The following is a 17,864-nucleotide window of genomic DNA, read 5'->3' on the forward strand; positions in this document are numbered from 1 at the left end:
GAGATCGTACGATATCAACAGGCTGCGGATACGCCTCATTTCAGGCTCCGGCTGTCCTATTTCCCCTGCGGGAAATATGGAATGCACTAGTATTGCAGTGGAGCCGTTATCCATTTTATGGGACTTTTTCTCACGCTACTGTACATTTTGACGGCTTATCTCGGCCCCGAAACCCTCTGGGGCCCGCTCTACGAATTTCATATCGAGATTATCTTGGCCGCTCTTGCCTTTGCGGCATCCGTTCCGGCCATTCAGCGCTCGAAGCTCTTCAGCATTCCCCAGAGTTATGCCCTGGTCGGCATGTGCATCGCCGTCTTCTGCTCTATGGTGATGACGGGATGGCTGGGCTCCATCCTGCCCGCAGTCCTCGGTTTTATTCCGAACGCATTTACGTTTTTCCTGGTGGTCGTGAACTGCAGGACGAAGAGACATCTTCAACTGCTTGTCCTGACCATGCTCATCTTCTGCGCCTTTCCAATCTACAAAGGCTACACCGCGCTGCACGCAGGAAATTTCTCGAGCCCATATCTTATGCCACAGGGAAGCGACGAGGGCGGATTTTTCTATCGCCTGCGCGGCATGGCCTTCATCAATGACCCCAACGACTTTGCCCAGGTGATGGTCAGCCTCATTCCCTGCCTCTTCTTCCTTTGGAAGAAGAGAAGTCCGATGAACTTCCTCTTTGTGCTGCCGGCTGCCGCATTGCTGATCTTCGGCATGTACCTGACCCACTCGCGCGGCGGAATTATTGCGTTCCTCGCAGTCCTTCTGTTCGCCTTCCGGCGTAAGATCGGGACGATTCCTTCCGCCGTCATGGCTGCGGGATTTTTTGCCCTGACCAGCGTGGTGAACTGGTCGGGTGGCCGCGATGTCTCCGTCGAAGCAGGCGCGGGACGAATGGAGGCCTGGGCCGTAGGACTGGATCTGATCAAAGCCCATCCCATCTTCGGCGTAGGATTTGGTCGATTTGGCGAATACTTCTTCATCACGGCCCATAACACGATCGTCGTTTGCGCTGCCGAACTTGGCATGTTCGGTCTCTTCTGGTGGGTGATGTTTGTCCTTCCCACCATTCGGGATGCGATGGTCTGCTCGCAAGGAAAAAAGTTGAAGCCTGTTGAAGAGGACAGCTTCTCCTATGATCGCGCCTATGGAGTGCAGCAAGGCTCTTCCGCACCATTGCGACGTGAGCCCGCAGAGTACGCTGCGCGAGAGATGTCCGCTCCCACTGCTCTCACAATCGAAGCCGACCTCCCTGGGAGATATTCCATACCGGCAGGAGTTCCGTTGCATCTTGCAACAGCAGATGAAGAAGACCCGAAGCTTCCCCCCGAAGAGGTCCGTCGCATCTCGCACCTGATGCTAACCTCGATCGTTGGCTACTTCGTCGCGGGATGGTTCTTATCGCGCGCGTATATTATGACGCTCTTCATCTATGGCGGCATGGCCCAGGTGATCTACCGGATGGCGCTAGCACAGGACCTTGCGCCGCCGAGGATGAAACCTCTCAAAATCGTGCAATATGCCGCCATTGGCTCCGTTGGGCTGATCTTTGTGGTTTACATCATGCTGCGACTGCAACACCTGACATCGCACTAGCCGATTACATCGGCCTGAAGGCTCCAAAGATAATCTTCAGGCCATGCATGGAGTTGGTGACGAAGATCAGGCCAAGAGCAAAGTACGCAAGCGTGATCGCGTTGGCAATATGATAGATCGCGCGGTTTTCCCGGTACTTTGCGTAACGCGCCTTCCCGAGCCGTTTCTTGAGGAACAGCGTGTAGTAATGCACGACGACGACACCAACGGCGTGCCACAGGCCATAGATCACGAAGTTCCACCCTGCGCCATGCCAGATGCCCATCAGAACAAAAACAATCGCAATCGCAAGAGCGATGCAGTGCGGCGTAGAGGCTGGCCCAAAGCGACGGACGAGAGATTTCGACAATGGCACGAAGACCATGTCGCGCATGTAATCGGTAAGGGTGATATGCCAATGCGCCCAGAACTCCTGCAAATTGCGCTTACTGAAGGGACGATCGAAGTTCTCATGCACGTGAATTCCGAGCAGGCCAGAGACGCCGATAGCGATATCGCAAAATCCCGAAAAATTCAGATACAGGTAAGCGCAGTATCCGGCAACGGCGATGGGAAAATCGATCCAGAGATGTGGCAGGCCATCTGCAAGCAGACCATCGTAGGTCAGCTGGTTGGCGAGATTTCCGAGAAAGATATATTTCGTGAGCCCGATGAGAATACGCGCCCAGCTTCGGCCAATAGGAGTCAACGTGCGATCAGGAGCTTCCAGCGATTTATGAAATGCGCTGTAAGGGTTAATCGGGCCAATCGAAAGTGTCGGGACGAAAAATGCGAAAGATAGGTACTCCGCAAAACTGGGCAGAGGAACAATGCCATTGCGGATCTCGTGCACCATGTAGGTGAGCCGGAAGGCCATGTATGAGAGGCCCAGAAAGAAATCGGCAAAGACCTTGTTCGAAAATGGAGCGGGTACAAAACCCTGGGTCCACTGACGCGGGACGTATTTGACCAGGATAAGAATTAGGATCGGAAAAAACAGGGGCAGCCATGATCCCAGCTTCTTTTCAAGAAGAAGGTACTGCACCGCAACCAGCGCGACGTAAACCACAAACATCGCAGTGGAGAAGATGAAATACTCCTTGACGTCGTGAAGCCGCACGCCATACGTCCCGCGCGAGATACACACGCCAAGAGCGAAGATGAGGTTGACGATGGCGAATAGAGCCATGCGCATTTTGCCGGAAGTGCAGCGCAAAACCACCCATGCTGCTAAAGGAAAGAGCAGAAAAGGAACTGCCAGCGTTACAAGCATCAGCGAGTTCGAGAAAAAGTGAGTCAGGCCGGGCGGCATTGCGAAACGGTTCCTCCGTTAAAACGCCTGATAGACGAGATTGACCGACAGCGAGTCGGGAGTGACAAAAAGCATCAACGTAATTGCCGCGATGCACAAAACGAAGAGAATGCCCAGCAGCGTCGGGTTCGGTTTAGTGGATGGAGCCGCCATGGACCTCCTTTGTATAAAGATCAAGCACGGCAGGCGTAATGGCCCGGGTAAACATCTCTTTGCCGTTGTCGTTGAAGTGCTGATCATAGTAGTAGTTCTTTACTTCGGCAGGAGGCGTATTGCGGAAGAGCGTTGCGGAGGGAATTCCAATGACAGGCGCCGAAGGAAGACCAACGACCTGGGGCCAGTACATCCGCTCGGGCACACGATCCATTCCTCTCTCGGTATCTTCCGGGATATGAATCATGACGAAAGGGACGTTGTACTCCGTCGCCAGTTTGCCGATCTGTTGCGCCCAGTATCGGTGATACGGTCCGAGCGGAAGGCCCGCAAAATCGAAGTTCTTGTCCTCCGGGCCATGCGAGAACATGCTGTCTACAGGAATCGTTGGTGGGGTTCGGGGTTCATCGACAAAGGGGCCGCCAAAATACCCTACGGAGCCATACTCTGACTGGGAACCAAGGTTAGCAACGAGCTGCTGATTTTGGATCTTTCGGTTCGGACGCAGGTAGTTGACCAATTGCCGAGGCGCGCCCAGGACCTGCGCACCGTAGATCGCCATACGATCGCGGAAGGAAAGGTCGGCCGTGGACGTGGGGAACTCTCCCCAACGCATCCAGCGATACGCCTGGATATGCGGAGAGTCGCCAATCAGGGCCAGGGTCGGCATATCCATGATGACCATCCCTGCTTTTCGGTGCTCCAGAAAATCGCGCATCAACATGTACTGCATATCGAGCCCCTGCCACTTGAGCGACAGATGACTGATCCTCGCCGGCCTTCCGAGCTTTTCGCTCAGCTGCTGCTGCAAGTAAGGGATATCGATTCCGCGCACCATCAGCGAGCTGCCAACGAATAGGATGTCGACCGGCTCCTTCTCTTCGAAGATCTGATGCTCATCGGCAGGCCCCATGCCAGTCTCTACTCGAATGCCACTATAGACGCGGTCGCGGGGAGGTAATCCTGCAACCGACATCAGCTCCGGCAACGTAAGCAGAATGGCTATGACAAGAATTAGAACCGCCGCATGGCGGTTCGACCAGATCGCGGGGAACATTAGGCCTTCGCGCCTTCGTTCATACGACGCTGAATCAGGTCCGCAAACTCTCCGAGGTTCTTCGTTGCTTCCACCTCGCCTACGCGGAACCGCACGTTGAAGGCCTTTTCCACACCAAGCACAAGAGAGATCTGCAGCAGCGAGTCCCACTCTTCCACATCTTTCGCGCTGAGTTCAGGCGCTACCTTCACATCGTCTAGAAACACGTCGTCGAAGACAGTCTGCATTTTGGCAAGGATTTCAGTTTGTGTCATAAGCTCTCCGGTCCATCTGTATATGTGTCTTGTGAGGCGTAAAGTTTTCGATCGATAGCTGATAAGTTGTGCGCTCTGTCGACTCTTCAACCAATTCGAATCCCATTCGCGGAAAGAGATCGCGAACCATGCCGTTCTTCTCGGTAGGAAGATAATTCCCGAGCACTGTCGTGCAACTGCGCTTTCCGGCAAGGCGAACGATCTCGTTGACGACCTCGTCTTCCATCTGTCGCTTCAGCACGCGGCAGCTCATCAGCCATGTATCGACTACAGCGGTCGCGCCTTCCACTTTAACGATCACTACCGAAATCAGGCCGTTATCGCCAAACTTATCTGCGAGCCGCACGCTGAAGGCGTAATGGTCTGAATCCGTGAGCAACGCCTCCACTTCCGCTTCCGTGCGGCGACGAGTCGTTACGTTGAACTGATTGCTCTTATTGATCAGCTGCGAGATACGCGGGACATCCACCTCGGTAAACTCGCTGATGACGCTGTGCATCTCCAGTGATGCCAGATAGGAATCCATATCGGTCTCTGAAGCATTCATCGCCTGAGCACGTGCCGCCTGCTGCTGGTACTGCTCGCCGCGCTTCAGATCATCCGTAGTGATCGAACGCGGTTCAAAGAAGCGGCAGTCCAGAAGCTGCGATGCGTACTCCGATGGATCGGGACCAAGCCAGATGGTTTCAATCTCCGGGACAAACTGCTTTACGATTTCGATTTCGGCAGGATTGTCGTCGACAAAAACAATAGAGTCGAGACCAAGGTTGAGTTCCTGCGCAATTCTGCGCAGATTCTCGGATTTCGGCTCCCAATTCGCCTGGAAAGATGCAATATCCTTCAGGCGCAATACCATCTCAGGATGCTTCTCGAACGGTTCTGCGGCGTTCTTGTAATCGTTCTTGCTACACACCGCCAACACAACACCGCGTTGAGCCAGAGAAGCAATCGCCAACTGAAACTGACGAAAAGCCTCGCCTCGCGCATGGGTTCCGCCGATCTCGATGCCTGCCATACCGTCATCCCCGATCACGCCACCCCAAAGCGTATTATCGAGATCGAGCGCGAGTACCTTCTTCGAAGGCCGGTGCAAAGAAGCGGCGATCGCAGCGACCTCTTGCGCGATGTCTACCGCAAAATCAGAAGAGTATAGTTGCTTCGTCTCAAACCATGCGCGAGGATCATGGCAAGTCGCTGCTCCACGACGAGTGGCAAGAAACTCTGCGTCGCAGACATGCACGTAAGAAGGAGCGTTGAGCCCAAGCTCCATATTGACCAACTTGCGGAAGTTCCAGTTTGAGCCGAGAGTGCGAACACGAAATGATCCTGGGTCGAATTCAGCCGCAGGAAGAAAATTGGCAACAATCACTTCAGCCCCGGAACGCTCGTGGGCGATGCGGCAAAGGTTCAAAAGCTCTTCCGCCATCTTTGTAGCCGCCACCTTCTGCAACTCGGGCCCATCGGTCAACGCTCCCTGGTAAACGCAGCGCTGGTTCGATGGAATCAGGAAGATGACCTCTGGCTTGAAGATGTACAGCTCGCTCTCCGGATCAAAAATCTCGGCAATGTAGTTGTCGTAATCGCCCTTCCAGATCTCCGTCTCCCACCATCCCGTGGCGGAGCGCGCACCAATCTTTTGCTGCACCAGCTCATGCAGTGGATAAAGATTGGAGCCGCCGATCATTGCCAGGCGAATCGTCTTATCTATCCCACCAGAGATGCCGGCCTTGAGCGCCTTCTTGCGTAGATTCGCCAGCGCAAGCACCTCGGAAAAATCTGACGCGGCCTGTGTAGCAGCCCGAAGCGCGGGCCAGATCTCTTCCGACCGCTGTGCGAAAAGTTCACGCACATCTTCGAGGCCAGCCTTCTGCTTCAATGGCGCAGCTACTGCTTCGCTACTCATCATTCAGACCAGCTCCTTCCGTAGGATTCGCGATCCTGCAAACCAATCAAGGGGGGTCGCCAAAGAAGACCATACCTTGTGAGCGGATAAATGCGGGGAGGAATACCAGAATATCGCCTGTGGACGCGTGTATGACCTTGTATCATGTAAATTCAACAACGATTTTTCCTGATCAGAGTTGGATTGAGTGCAGCACCGCGCATGAAGATTGTTCACGTTGTCTATAGCCTCGAGATGGGCGGGGCCGAGGTCCTCGTTGCCCAGCTCTGCCATCTGCAGAGGGAGCACGGGCACGATGTCTCCGTCATCGCATACAGCAATCTCGGGACTCTTGGAGAAAAGCTGCTCCGCGAAGGCATCCCTGTACTTGTCCTGGGTGAGGCTCCTCTGCCGCGAACGCTCCTCCGATTCCTGAAGGAATTTCGGCGCATGCGCCCCGATGTTGTGCATTGCCACAATCCGGCCCCTACGCTTCAGGCCGCGATTCCTGCCAAGCTGGCGGGAACACGTTCTGTTATTGCAACTCGCCACAGTCTCGTGGCTCCGCCTTACAATCGTGGCGAGGAAATTGCGTTCAACTTCGCCGCGCGCTTCTGCGACTGGATCGTTGGAATCTGCGATGCCACCTGCGAGAACCTGCGGCGCACGCCTGGAGCCCACCGCAACCGCATCGTTCGCATCTACAACGGAGTCGATCCTCTCGTTCCTCCCCCAGCAAACACGCCAGCGCAGCGACCAGGAACCACGCTGTTGTTTGTGGGTCGGCTTGCTCCAATCAAGAATCTCTCCCAGCTCATCCAGGCCACCGCCAATGCTATTGGGCACGTCCCCGATCTTCACCTGTGGATCGTTGGCGATGGTTCGGAACGCCCTGCCCTGGAGGCTCAGGTTCAAACACTTGGGATCGAGGACCACGTCACCTTCTGGGGAGAGCGCCTCGATGTGGCTGGGTTCTTCTGCGCAGCCGACATTTTTGGCATGTCCTCCACTTCGGAGGGCCTTCCTATGTCTCTGCTGCAAGCGATGTCTGTCGGGCTGCCAGCTATCGTTACCAATGTTGGAGGCATGGCGGAAGTTGTCCGCAACGCTCATGCCGGGCTGACAGCTCCCGTGGGAGATGCCGACCAGATGACGAAGGCGATCGTTCAGCTCACATCGGATCCAGCCCAGAGAGAGCTTTTCCGCAACAATGCGAGAACCGCTTATCGCGAACATTTCACTCTCGAGCACATGAACGCGTCCTACATAGATCTTTACCAGCGCCGATCTTGAACTGAACCCAGTCATCGTAAATAAGCTCTAAACCTTACCTCTAAAAACAAAAAACTTATGGATTTGCGATTCCAGAAATCCTACCGGAACATATCTGTTCTGGTTATGCGTTCCCCGACCCTGTCTCCAGCGAAATCGTGCCTTGAGGAGCTCTCTCGCCGGGAGACCATATCTTCCATAAAGGTCCGCGGGTAAATAAAAACTTGTAAAAACCTGCAACCGCCGCAACATTAAGAACCAGTAACGCACTGGCAGCTGAGGCAAGGCGATGAATCATCGGAATCCTGGTCCGCAATGCAAGTGCAGCCATCAACCACCCCATCCACTGCACCAACGCAACAATCTGCCAGGCGAACGAATGGGATGCCAGCCAGGTTGAGCTCAACAACATCGCCAGGAAAAAATACGGAACGATCAGCCGCATCAGCTTGTGTGAAACCAACTGAAAGAGCGCACGGTTGCGCAGGCTGAGAGTCCAGGGTGCCAAGGCAAACAGCTGATAGTTTCCGGCCAGCGTCCGCACCTTACGCTGGAACTCATTCGCAACCTTGCTCGGCCAGGCATCGACTACGATAGCCGAGCGATCAAGTACGCTGCGATAGCCCTGGCGCACAATCGACAACGGCTGGAACATATCGTCGAGGATAATGCCGGCGGGAAATGGCTGAACCAGCTTCCGTCGCGCTGCGTAAAAGCCACCGTAGACGCCAACTGGAGAATCCCAGGCGGCCTCGCAATTCCGGATCCACTGTTCATATCGCCAGTACACACCGCTTACCGCCGAAGCCGCGGCATCCTGCCCTTCCGTACTCAGAACCAGCTCTCCGGCAACACAACCTACTGAAGGATCCGAGAAGTTACTCAGCAGCTTTGACAGGGCTCCAGGCGCCACCTTCGGACGAATATCAATAAATAGCAAAATCTCGCCGGTCGATGCAGCAATGCCGTGATTGAGCGCCGCAGCTTTCCCAACTTGTTCAGTCAGGATGATCGCACGCAGACGAGGAATCCTCATCTGGTTCAGAATCTCCGCGGTGCCATCGTTCGAACCATCGGAGATCACGATGATCTCGCGCACCCGCTCCGGCTCCATTGAAGCGAGGTGTTCCACCTGCTCCTTAATGCGAAGGGCTCCGTTATGTACGGCCATGACGATACTGACTGGCGCCCCGAACTCACCTCGTCTCCACCGCCAAGGGAAAAACCGCGCCAGCAAATACATGATGATGGGGTACCCGATATAGGTGTACAGGATCACTGCTAGAGAGATCCAGAAGAGCGCCTTCATTGCGCACCTCTGCGGCGAAGAATCGTCTTGACGGTCTCAAACATAATCAACAAGTCGAGCCCGAGGGTCATGTGCTTGATGTAATAGAGGTCGTATTCCAGCTTTTCGCGAGCTTCTTCAAGAGTCGAGCCATACCCGTAACGGACCTGAGCCCATCCGGTCAGGCCCGGGCGAATCATGTGGCGAAGATCGAAGTAGGGGATGTTCTCCGAGAGCCACGGCACAAACTCAGGCCGCTCCGGACGGGGACCAACAAATCCCATGTCGCCCTTGAGTACATTCCAGAGCTGCGGGATTTCATCGATTCTGGTCTTCCGCATAAAGCGGCCCACTTTCGTCGCTCGAGGATCATCCTTGCTCGCCCACTTTGCTCCCGCAACTTCCGCGTCGGTTCGCATCGTGCGAAACTTGATCACTCTAAAGTTGCGGCCGCCTAGGCCCACGCGCGTCTGGGTGAAAAAGATCGGACCGGGCGAAGAGAATCTCACCGCCAGCACAACAAACGGAAAGAACGGCAGAAAGAGGAGCAGCCCGGTCGCTGCTGCCAGGGTCGAAACGAAACGTCGCGCAATCTGTTGCGAAGGCTTTACGCGGAATCCCTCGCTATAGATAAAGTTGCTGGGCCGCAGGCCATCCAGATACAGCTTGCCGGTCAGGCGTTCCAGCAAAGCGCCTGCCTCTTCAATTACAACGCCGTCAAAGCGCAACTTCAGCAGTTCGCGTAACGGCACCTCGCCGCGACGGTCTTCCAGTGCGACGATCACGCGATCGAGCCCCTGCGCCCGGCCGCGAAACGATTGCAACGCCGAGCGAAACGCTTCTTTGCGCTCTTCTTTTTCTTCCGGCACAGTCTCAAAGCCAATCACTTCCATCCCCGCGTCCTTGCGGGTACGAAGCATATTCACAATGGACTGCGCTCTCTCTCCCCCGCCAAGCACGTAGACGCGCTCGCGGAAGATCTCGCGACCAATGATCCATTCATAAGCGCTCCGCCAGATTACCAGCCCGAGCGTGAGAAACATCAGCCCAAGCAGCAAGACATAGTGTGCGATATCAATCTGAGGGAAGAAGTAGATGATCGCCGAAAGCAGAAACGATAGAAAGCCAAGAACCAGCAAAAGACGGAAATAGATCTCCCACCGCTCCGAGATACGCTGCGGCTCATAAAGATCAAAGTAATACGAGAGAAGTAAGGTGAGGGCCGTCAATGCTACGATCTTCAGGGTTCCGTACTCATAGTTCAGGCAGATATAAGTGTCCGGCCCAAGAATCAGCACGGTCGCCAGCAAAAACGATCCGCCAACGATCAGCGCCTCGCACATCAATAGAACAATCGTGCGGGTCGGATAATAAACATTGAATAACCGAATCATCTCCGCCGTTGCTCCGCTTATTCCTTGTCCGCGTTGTAGTTGTAATAGCTCCCGGCTCCGAGATCCTCGTGTACGGCATTCAGAACGAATCCGAGAACATTGGCGGCTCGCAGCTCTGCTGCCGCGCGCTGTGCAACGGTGTACTTCGTAACTCCGGAACGGGCAACCAGTAGGACACCATCGCACGAACGTGCAAGGTTGACGCCATCCGACACTGGAATCACCGGCGAGGAATCGACGATAATCCAGTCGAAGTGCGGCGCGGCAATTCGCAGCAAATCCGCAAACCTGGAGTTACCCGAAAGGTCAGCCGCCTTATCCCCACCGTTCCCGCCAGGAATGAACGTTAGGTTCGAAAGAACCTGACGTTCTATGTCAGGGAAGTTTGTGTTCTCCGACGGGCGTTGCATCACATCTTCGAGAGAAGCCTTACCTGAGAGATAGTCCGCTAAGCCCGGGTGCGACTCCGCGCCCAGGAGCTCATGCAGCGTATAGCGACGCATGTCACCATCAATCAGCAGCACCTTACTGTTCTTGTGGCGCGCCAGGCTTACCGCCAGGTTGGCCGAGACAAAGCTCTTGCCTTCCTGCGGCAAACCGCTGCTCACCAGGATCGATTTGATTGGCTTGATATCCCGCGCTTCAAATACGCGTGAACGCAAACTGCGGAACTGCTCCACCGCAGGCCCTCTTTCAAGCAAAGATGGAAGGCGCTGGATCGAAGGAGTCCATGCACAACGCTTCACGGCCCGAAGATTCAATCCTCCACTGGTCTCAAAGCGGTCTTCTTCGACACGAAGATCGTCTGCGGAATCACTGACCTGAGAAAGCGGACGCTCATATTCGACGACAACCGATGCTGGAGCGTGCTCTGTTTCAGGACGCTCCTCAGGTCGCGGCTCGCGCTCTGTACGCTCAACCTTCCGTTCGGACTCTGCCTTTTGAAGCGCTTCGTATATTCGGCTCATCGATCCTGTCGTCCCTTCATATCGGCATCAAACGTTGTCATCAATCCGGAGTCGGCGCCAGCGTTGCCGCCCCGGCCATAAACCCCATTTATGCCAGCCGGGGAGATCAAAAATGGCTGCGTCTCCAGCTCAAGCTCTGCCGCAACACCCTCAACAATCTCAACGCCCACCTGCTGAACCTGTTCCACATAAGCCACAATCAGAGAATGCTCGCAAAGCAGATTGATGAGGCGCGGAATCCCATGGCTATAGCGATAGATCAGGCTGAGCGCCTCTGGCGTAAAGATCGTCCAGCTTGCTCCAGCCAGCCTCAAACGCTCCGCAACATACGCATGCGTCTGGTTCTCAGTCAGTGGCTGCGTCCTGCACCACAACGCGACACGCTGCCGTAACTGGCGCACGCTGGGATGCCGCAACTTCTCTTCAAGCTCCGGCTGTCCTGAGAGCACAATCTGCAGCAGCTTTTCTGAAGAGGTCTCCAGGTTCGTCAGCAGCCGAATCTCTTCCAGCAAGTCCCAGGAGAGGTTCTGCGCCTCGTCGATCACCACGACGCAGGTCTCTTCCATTCGGAACCGCTCAATCAGCCAGCGATTCAACTGCAACAACATTCCAGACTTCGTCCGACTGGTCGGTGCAATTCCAAAGTCCGCCAATACGAACTCCAGAAAATCCAGCACCTCCAGACGAGGATTGAAGACGAATGCCGTCGAGATACGGCGACTGTTGAACGAGGCGAGCGCCCGCTTGAGCAGTGTCGTCTTCCCTGTTCCCACTTCGCCCGTGAGTACGGTGAATCCTTTTCGTGCTGAGATTCCATACTCCAAGCAAGCCAGGGCCTCTCTCGTATGCGGCATCATGTACAGAAACCGCGGATCGGGACTGGTCCCGAAGGGGCTGCTATGAAGTTTAAAGAAGCTGTTATACATTCGATGACCCGCCCGCATTCGCTAGAGGCTTATCCGCTTGAAAGGTTTCTTTTCGTTTTAACCAGCCCCAGCGACGCCGGGCAGCCACCGGAATCTCCGGAATGGCACCAGAGAACGAGATCACCGCCAACGTCGGGAGTTTCGTAAAGGCCCAGATATCACGCTCAGAACGCATCGCCGTATCCCGGTACTCTCTCCAGGCCACGAAGAGGACTCCAAGGATGAGACCTGCCATAAACCCGGCTCCCACAAAGACGCCGCGCTTGGGGAACACAGGAGTATCCGGAAGGTTCGGTTGATCCATCACGCTGAACTGCTCACCCTGCTGACGCTTTTCGAGATCAGTGGCCATCTTGGATTGGTTCATCTTCTTCAGAAGATCGTCATAGAATGCTTGCGCTGTCTGGTAGTCACGAGTCAGGGTCTTATATTGTTCCAGCACCCCAGGGCTTGAGGAGATCCGGGCCTGATACATCCGGACCTGGCTGGAGATCACCCCTTGCTCATGCCTCTTTGACTGAATTCCCTGGTCCAGCGCACGCAACTGAGCACGCAATTGCTGCACCGCCGGAGTATCGTTGCGATTCGGCGCCGAGCTTACCGTACCGCTCGATGCCGACGCGGCAGGAGCAGGAGCAGCGGCAATCTGCGCACGCAGGTCCTTGATCTTGCGCCGTACTGCAACTACATCCGGATAGTCGTCCGTATACCGACGGGTCAGATCCGACTCTTCATTCTGCAGGTTCTGTAACTCTATCTGCTGGGCTCCGGGAGCAGCCGCACCGTGCTCTCCAGAAGCAGGAGCCATGCTCTGCTGTTGCGAGATCATCGCCTGAATGTATGTCCGGTCCTGCTCCATGCGACTCAGCGCCTGGGTTGAAGCATCCAGCTGCGTGTTCATGCTGGTCAGCATGTTCATGTTCTGCGACTCATCCCCAGGCAACTGCCCCAGGTACTTCGCCTGAAACGCCGCAAGCTTTGAATCCTGATCGTCCAGCGACCTCTTCGCATCCGCCAGCTGGCTCTTCAGAAACTCTGTGGTGCCCTCTACCGTCTGGGCACGGGCATTCAGGTTCGCCGTCACAAACAACGAGGCAATCTCTCCGCAGACCATCTGGGCCGTATGAGGATCGGAATCCTGAAACGAGATGAAGAACCCCGGCAATCCGCCGGTCCGAGCCATCTCTGAATGAATCGGCTTGATGTCGATGTTCTTGCGGGTCTCTTCGATCCTCTCGTCCATCTGCATCTTCTTAGTGCTGTACAGATTGAATCGCTCAATAATCGGTTGAAGCCGCGAACGGCTCAGGATTTGCTCCTTCATCGAAGCCAGCCGGGCGGTGATGTCTTCCACCACCACCGGACGAACATAGTCGTCAGGAACCTTCTGCTGTTCTACCAGGATCAGCGTCTGCGACACATATCGTGGAGGGACGATAAAGGTCAATGCAAATCCCACCAGTGTCAGAAGGACCGCGGGAATAGCAATCATCCAGCCACGGCGCTTCAGAATTCCCAGATAATCGTCCACATTCAGCGTACGATGTCCCAACATAACTCAGCTCCTTAGAAGTCTCCCAAACGGGTGGATTGCGGCGTCCAGGAAACCCCAATTCCAAAAATGTGCGACAGGCCATTGAATGCATTTGGCAACAGGATGCCCTGGTTGGTCGACTGATTCTGTGCCGTATAGCTTGCGTATCCCGAAAATGTACGGGTAAAACCATGCGTGACCTGCAACGTTCCGTACTCCGTATTTGTGATTCCGTTGACCGATCCAAGCGCCGGGTTAACCACCAGAAGCCCGGAGGTCCTCGTATAGACGAACGACGCTGACGCCGCCCACTTCGGGTTGAAGGTCCGCCCAACCGAGGCGCTCACTGCATCGGACAAAGCTCCTGGCTGAACACCAGATCCTCCGTTCACTCCATGCATATAACGCAGGGAATAGTTGGTAAGTTGGCGATTGTAGTTCGCACCAGCACTCAGAGAGTAATTCAATCGATCCGGAATCAGCTGAGCTGCTGAGGTCTGGATCCACATCGGACCCGCCGAGATATCTGTGCTGAGAGCGCGGGTCCATAGACGCTGATATGAAACGTTGATGCCCTTCGTCTGGTATGTCACGTCGTTGTTTGGAAACCCTGGAGGATAGATCGCCAGCAGGTTGGTCGTATCGAAGGTGGAGTACAACGCGCTGATGCTCGCCGTGTTTCGCGCATTAATCTGGTGATTGAGACCCACTTGGCCGCTCAACATCGACGTATCCAGGCCGGCATTCTTGTCGATAAAGTGCAACACAGACCACATACCCGTACCGCTGATCGAAGTCCGGCCCGTCAGACGACGTTCGACCGTGCCGTTGATCATATTGCTGATCCGGTTCCCTGTGTATGTCAGAATTCCTCCCGCAGGCCCCTGCGATGGACCATCGATCGGCGTGGATCCCGGATTATTGATGCCCGGAACTCCCGCCACTCCCGTGACCGGCGATTGCGGCAGGAAGCTGAAGGAGTCGGCAACATTAAAGACCCACAATCCTTTAATCAAGGATTGACTGATCGCGAAGTTCTGATAGGTGGTCGTGCCCTGACCGCCCTGACCAAAGACCACGCCCCCCGAGAAGAGCAGCGACGTGGGATGAACCTGACTCAAGGAGGAATATCCTGCCACTCCAGAAATGGCCGTCGAGCTGGTGGTATTTCCCGCGCCATAGTAACCGTACTGGACGATCTCAGCGGCATTAACGGCATAGTGAATCGTCCCATCCAACCAGGAGAGACGGGGAGCAGTGGCTCCGGCCGGAGTCGGAGCTGCTACAGGCGCCAGCGTCGCTGTAGGAGCCGCCTGGCCAAATACCTGGGAGGTAAGGGCTATAAGAAACAACGAGATGGCGATCCGAATTTTCATAAATTGGCTCATGGGACGACGATCGTATCTCCCGGCTTCAGCTCGATGTTCTGCGAATCATCCCCTTTAAGGGCCTGTTTATAGTTGAACGGAATCTTCTGTTGCTTCCCACCCTCGTTCCGCAAAATATAGATCTTCTTGGCATTTGCAAACGGCGACAATCCACCTCCCGCTGCCAGGGCTTGCAACGGGGTCATCCCCGGAGTCATCGGGATCGGACCGGCGTGCCCGACCTCGCCCAGCAAAAAGACCCTGCGGCTATTGACGGCCATCACCACGACCGACACATTCGGATCCTGAATATACTTCTTCAACTTTGCAGTAATGTCATCGGCCAGTTGCATCGGAGTTCTTCCAGCGGCCGGTAGATCGCCCACTAGAACCAGGGAGATCATCCCGTCCGGCCGGACCGGAACCACTCCTGAAAGCGAGGGTTCCTTCCATACCGTAATGGAAAGAGAGTCCTCAGCCCCAATCACATACCGGGCATTGTCAATATCCGCAATTCCCTGTGGAAGCGCAGGGGCCGACGCCGCCTGAGAAGATGCAGGTTTCTGCTGCCCTTCGGCTGGAACATCTGGCCTGGAAGTCTGTGCAAAACCGGAAACCGACAGAGCCGCGACCAATACTCCTGTAAGGAGTCCCTTCATGGAATCGCTCTCCATTCCCGTGCGGATTTTGGTCCAATCTCTTTTATTCTCGCTCATCTGATTATGCTTTACCTCTCTTTTCCATATGGCGTACTGATTTCCTTTGACTTATACCTATGGCTTCCGGCATAGTGACGATTCTCTTCTATATGGATGCATGGTCAAATGTGCAATTTTTAGCGCATCCATAGAAATAATCCTTCGAGATTAGAACTTGAAGTGAAAAACTCTGCTCATTCAACAAGCACAAGAAGGGCCAAATCGATGAGAGAACCCATTTTTCTTGTGGATGTCGGAGATTTATCCCCTGAACAAATCGGACCCCGGAATCTACGGCATATCCAAACATGGGCGAATGGGCAGAGTGTCCTTGCAAAATCTCCGAGACATGCAGAATGCATGCGAAAAAGGGAAAAAAAATTCCCTTTTCCTGTCCCCAGTGGTCGACTGTCTTCCCACCCGGGTCGAACTTCACACGCAAAATTTCGTTTAACACGACATTCCGTCGCGGCAAGTAAATTGCATACAGAAATCATGAAAGATAATGTCCTGTAAATGGTGAGTGGTAGCTTGCAAACCGAACGGCTCTCAACCGAGATTGTTTCTCCTTCCGATCAGGCTCCTCTGGCATCCCGGCTCCTGTTTCCGCCCCGCCTGTGGTTCCCTGTCGGGATTCTGACTATCCTGCTGATTTCACTCTATTTCCGAATCGGCATTAAGCTCGTTGTCGACTGGTACAACATCGCTGACTATTCTCACGGATTTCTGGTTCCGCTCTTTTCCATCTTTCTTCTCTGGGACCGCAGAAAGCAGATCGCCGCAACTCCCGTAAGTCAAAGCTGGGCAGGGCTTTCCCTGGTCATCTTCGGCCTGATTACCCTGATCCTGGGGGTTTACGGCGCAGACCTGTTCACCTCCCGCATCTCCTTTGTGATCCTCCTGGGTGGCCTCGTCTGGACTTTTCTCGGACGGGCTATGCTCCGCGAACTGCGATTCCCTATCCTGATCCTCCTTCTGGCGATCCCATTTCCCGCCATCATCTTTAACCAGATCACCTTCCCACTCCAGCTCCTGGCCTCCCGGTTTGCCAGTATGATCCTGCCGTTCCTCGGTGTCCCCGTCCTGCAGGAGGGAAATGTCATTCAGCTCCCCATCATGAAGCTGGAAGTAGCCGAGGCCTGTAGCGGTATTCGTTCCTTGATGAGTCTCTTCACCCTGTCCGTCTTCTACGGATATTTTCTGGAGCGCACCACCAGGAGACGATTCATTCTGGCGCTCGCGAGCATCCCGATCGCGGTCGCGGCCAACGTCGTCCGTATCGTCGGCACCGGACTCTGCGTCCAGTATTGGGACCCCGAAAAGGCACTCGGCTTCTTCCATGAGTTCTCCGGGTGGGTCATGTTTGTCGTCTCCCTTTGCTGCCTGTACCTTGTCCATCGCCTGATGCGTTTAATTGCTCCGCCCAGGGAGGCTGCATGAAATCCCCCCGTTTCTGGACCGTTCTCGTCTTCATGGCTGCCGCGCTCTTTATGCTGGTGCATCGCGGAGATGCCGATAACGTCCCGCCCAGCGAACCTCTTCACCTGATGCCCACGATGATCGACGGCATGGTCTCGCAGGACCTTCCTCTCGAAGACGACGTCCTTGCCGTCCTCGGCAAGGGAGACTTCCTGAACCGCATCTATACGGTTCCCCTTTCCGCGGTCTCACCGCAATCGCACCGGTCCGCGCCGATCAGTCTGTTTATCGGCTATTTCGCCACACAGCGCACTGGACAATCCATCCATTCGCCCCAGCACTGCCTGCCTGGCGCCGGCTGGACCTTCGACTCTTCCGACTACACCACTCTGGAAGACATCAACGGCAACCGTTTCCAGGTCGGGGAATATGTCATCAGCAACGGCGAATCCAGGCAGTTTGTCATCTATTGGTACCAGGCTCACGGCCGCAGTATCGCCAATGAGTACAAGGCGAAGGCCTATATGCTGGCAGACGCCATTCGTTACAACCGCACCGATGGCGCCCTGGTCCGCGTTATTACTCCTATTTCTGCCACCGAGCAGGTCGCTGACGCTCGCGAGCGTACGGTCCGCTTCACTGCCCGTATGACTCCCTATTTGCCTCAGTTCATTCCGAACTAAGGTTAAACATCGTTCGGCAAAGCCGGACACAAGCTTTATCCCGGCCTGACTGGCGGGAGCAACATCAGATTGAGGAACC

At 55.0% G+C, this 17,864-nt stretch carries 16 protein-coding genes; 4 read left to right on the forward strand and 12 right to left on the reverse strand.

Annotated features, from left to right (window positions below):
- The first annotated feature begins 117 nt into the window (after positions 1-117).
- A complete protein-coding gene (locus H7846_RS16770) occupies positions 118-1,599 on the forward strand; it encodes an O-antigen ligase family protein (RefSeq protein WP_186693804.1) in 1,482 nt (493 codons plus the stop codon).
- A 4-nt stretch (positions 1,600-1,603) separates the two neighbouring features.
- Here the strand turns inward: H7846_RS16770 and H7846_RS16775 are convergent, their stop codons facing one another.
- From H7846_RS16775 to H7846_RS16790, 5 genes are read right to left on the reverse strand one after another with little or no spacing between them, the layout of a single operon-like run.
- Positions 1,604-2,890 carry an MBOAT family O-acyltransferase gene (locus tag H7846_RS16775; RefSeq protein WP_186693806.1) on the reverse strand — a complete coding sequence of 429 codons (1,287 nt, stop codon included), beginning with the start codon at positions 2,888-2,890 and terminating at the stop codon, positions 1,604-1,606.
- Positions 2,891-2,908: 18 nt separating this feature from the next.
- Positions 2,909-3,043 carry a hypothetical protein gene (locus H7846_RS18040; RefSeq protein WP_255460699.1) on the reverse strand — a complete coding sequence of 45 codons (135 nt, stop codon included), beginning with the start codon at positions 3,041-3,043 and terminating at the stop codon, positions 2,909-2,911.
- Positions 3,024-4,100 carry a hypothetical protein gene (locus H7846_RS16780; RefSeq protein ID WP_186693808.1) on the reverse strand — a complete coding sequence of 359 codons (1,077 nt, stop codon included), beginning with the start codon at positions 4,098-4,100 and terminating at the stop codon, positions 3,024-3,026. The genes H7846_RS18040 and H7846_RS16780 overlap by 20 nt, the downstream gene beginning before the upstream one ends.
- Positions 4,100-4,354, reverse strand: coding sequence for an acyl carrier protein (locus H7846_RS16785; protein WP_186693810.1), 255 nt, complete (start codon positions 4,352-4,354; stop codon positions 4,100-4,102). Before H7846_RS16785 ends, H7846_RS16780 begins: the two co-directional genes overlap by 1 nt.
- Positions 4,341-6,260 carry an HAD-IIIC family phosphatase gene (locus H7846_RS16790; RefSeq protein WP_186693811.1) on the reverse strand — a complete coding sequence of 640 codons (1,920 nt, stop codon included), beginning with the start codon at positions 6,258-6,260 and terminating at the stop codon, positions 4,341-4,343. Before H7846_RS16790 ends, H7846_RS16785 begins: the two co-directional genes overlap by 14 nt.
- 198 nt (positions 6,261-6,458) lie before the next feature.
- On the opposite strand from H7846_RS16790, the gene H7846_RS16795 reads away from it, so the two are divergent.
- Complete coding sequence (locus tag H7846_RS16795; RefSeq protein ID WP_186693813.1) at positions 6,459-7,529, forward strand: glycosyltransferase; 1,071 nt, start codon at positions 6,459-6,461, stop codon at positions 7,527-7,529.
- Between the two features lie 103 nt (positions 7,530-7,632).
- Here the strand turns inward: H7846_RS16795 and H7846_RS16800 are convergent, their stop codons facing one another.
- Genes H7846_RS16800 through H7846_RS16830 form a run of 7 tightly spaced genes read right to left on the reverse strand, consistent with a single transcriptional unit; the run spans position 7,633 to position 15,701 of the window.
- Complete coding sequence (locus tag H7846_RS16800; protein ID WP_186693815.1) at positions 7,633-8,817, reverse strand: glycosyltransferase; 1,185 nt, start codon at positions 8,815-8,817, stop codon at positions 7,633-7,635.
- A complete protein-coding gene (locus H7846_RS16805; protein ID WP_186693816.1) occupies positions 8,814-10,190 on the reverse strand; it encodes a TIGR03013 family XrtA/PEP-CTERM system glycosyltransferase in 1,377 nt (458 codons plus the stop codon). The genes H7846_RS16800 and H7846_RS16805 overlap by 4 nt, the downstream gene beginning before the upstream one ends.
- Before the next feature lie 17 nt (positions 10,191-10,207).
- Positions 10,208-11,158, reverse strand: a complete 951-nt coding sequence (locus H7846_RS16810) for a CpsD/CapB family tyrosine-protein kinase (RefSeq protein WP_186693818.1) — start codon at positions 11,156-11,158, stop codon at positions 10,208-10,210.
- On the reverse strand, positions 11,155-12,084 hold the full coding sequence (locus tag H7846_RS16815) for an ExeA family protein (protein ID WP_186696453.1): 930 nt from the start codon (positions 12,082-12,084) through the stop codon (positions 11,155-11,157). Before H7846_RS16815 ends, H7846_RS16810 begins: the two co-directional genes overlap by 4 nt.
- Positions 12,077-13,639 (reverse strand): GumC family protein, encoded by a 1,563-nt coding sequence (locus H7846_RS16820; protein WP_186693820.1) that lies wholly within the window; start codon positions 13,637-13,639, stop codon positions 12,077-12,079. Before H7846_RS16820 ends, H7846_RS16815 begins: the two co-directional genes overlap by 8 nt.
- An 11-nt stretch (positions 13,640-13,650) precedes the next feature.
- On the reverse strand, positions 13,651-14,994 hold the full coding sequence (locus H7846_RS16825) for a hypothetical protein (RefSeq protein WP_186693822.1): 1,344 nt from the start codon (positions 14,992-14,994) through the stop codon (positions 13,651-13,653).
- Positions 14,995-15,002: 8 nt separating this feature from the next.
- Entirely contained in the window at positions 15,003-15,701 is a 699-nt protein-coding gene (locus H7846_RS16830) for a polysaccharide biosynthesis/export family protein (RefSeq protein WP_255460700.1), read from the reverse strand.
- Between the two features lie 513 nt (positions 15,702-16,214).
- Between H7846_RS16830 and xrtA the strand changes: the two genes are divergently transcribed.
- Positions 16,215-17,123 (forward strand): exosortase A, encoded by a 909-nt coding sequence (xrtA, locus tag H7846_RS16835; protein WP_255460701.1) that lies wholly within the window; start codon positions 16,215-16,217, stop codon positions 17,121-17,123.
- A complete protein-coding gene (locus tag H7846_RS16840) occupies positions 17,120-17,785 on the forward strand; it encodes an exosortase C-terminal domain/associated protein EpsI (RefSeq protein ID WP_186693831.1) in 666 nt (221 codons plus the stop codon). Before xrtA ends, H7846_RS16840 begins: the two co-directional genes overlap by 4 nt.
- The last annotated feature ends 79 nt before the right edge of the window (positions 17,786-17,864 follow it).

Source organism: Edaphobacter sp. 4G125, assembly GCF_014274685.1.
Lineage (GTDB): Bacteria > Acidobacteriota > Terriglobia > Terriglobales > Acidobacteriaceae > Edaphobacter.

What these genes read in the sequence shown, in the direction of transcription:
- H7846_RS16790 (WP_186693811.1), bottom strand. Translation starts at nt 6,260, where the DNA reads ATGATGAGTAGCGAAGCAGTAGCTGCGCCATTGAAGCAGAAGGCTGGC.
- H7846_RS16830 (WP_255460700.1), bottom strand. Translation starts at nt 15,701, where the DNA reads ATGAGCGAGAATAAAAGAGATTGGACCAAAATCCGCACGGGAATGGAG.
- H7846_RS16780 (WP_186693808.1), bottom strand. Translation starts at nt 4,100, where the DNA reads ATGTTCCCCGCGATCTGGTCGAACCGCCATGCGGCGGTTCTAATTCTT.
- H7846_RS16815 (WP_186696453.1), bottom strand. Translation starts at nt 12,084, where the DNA reads ATGTATAACAGCTTCTTTAAACTTCATAGCAGCCCCTTCGGGACCAGT.
- H7846_RS16785 (WP_186693810.1), bottom strand. Translation starts at nt 4,354, where the DNA reads ATGACACAAACTGAAATCCTTGCCAAAATGCAGACTGTCTTCGACGAC.
- H7846_RS16810 (WP_186693818.1), bottom strand. Translation starts at nt 11,158, where the DNA reads ATGAGCCGAATATACGAAGCGCTTCAAAAGGCAGAGTCCGAACGGAAG.
- H7846_RS16770 (WP_186693804.1), top strand. Translation starts at nt 118, where the DNA reads ATGGGACTTTTTCTCACGCTACTGTACATTTTGACGGCTTATCTCGGC.
- H7846_RS16775 (WP_186693806.1), bottom strand. Translation starts at nt 2,890, where the DNA reads ATGCCGCCCGGCCTGACTCACTTTTTCTCGAACTCGCTGATGCTTGTA.
- H7846_RS16825 (WP_186693822.1), bottom strand. Translation starts at nt 14,994, where the DNA reads ATGAAAATTCGGATCGCCATCTCGTTGTTTCTTATAGCCCTTACCTCC.
- H7846_RS16820 (WP_186693820.1), bottom strand. Translation starts at nt 13,639, where the DNA reads ATGTTGGGACATCGTACGCTGAATGTGGACGATTATCTGGGAATTCTG.
- H7846_RS16795 (WP_186693813.1), top strand. Translation starts at nt 6,459, where the DNA reads ATGAAGATTGTTCACGTTGTCTATAGCCTCGAGATGGGCGGGGCCGAG.
- H7846_RS16805 (WP_186693816.1), bottom strand. Translation starts at nt 10,190, where the DNA reads ATGATTCGGTTATTCAATGTTTATTATCCGACCCGCACGATTGTTCTA.
- H7846_RS16840 (WP_186693831.1), top strand. Translation starts at nt 17,120, where the DNA reads ATGAAATCCCCCCGTTTCTGGACCGTTCTCGTCTTCATGGCTGCCGCG.
- H7846_RS18040 (WP_255460699.1), bottom strand. Translation starts at nt 3,043, where the DNA reads ATGGCGGCTCCATCCACTAAACCGAACCCGACGCTGCTGGGCATTCTC.
- H7846_RS16800 (WP_186693815.1), bottom strand. Translation starts at nt 8,817, where the DNA reads ATGAAGGCGCTCTTCTGGATCTCTCTAGCAGTGATCCTGTACACCTAT.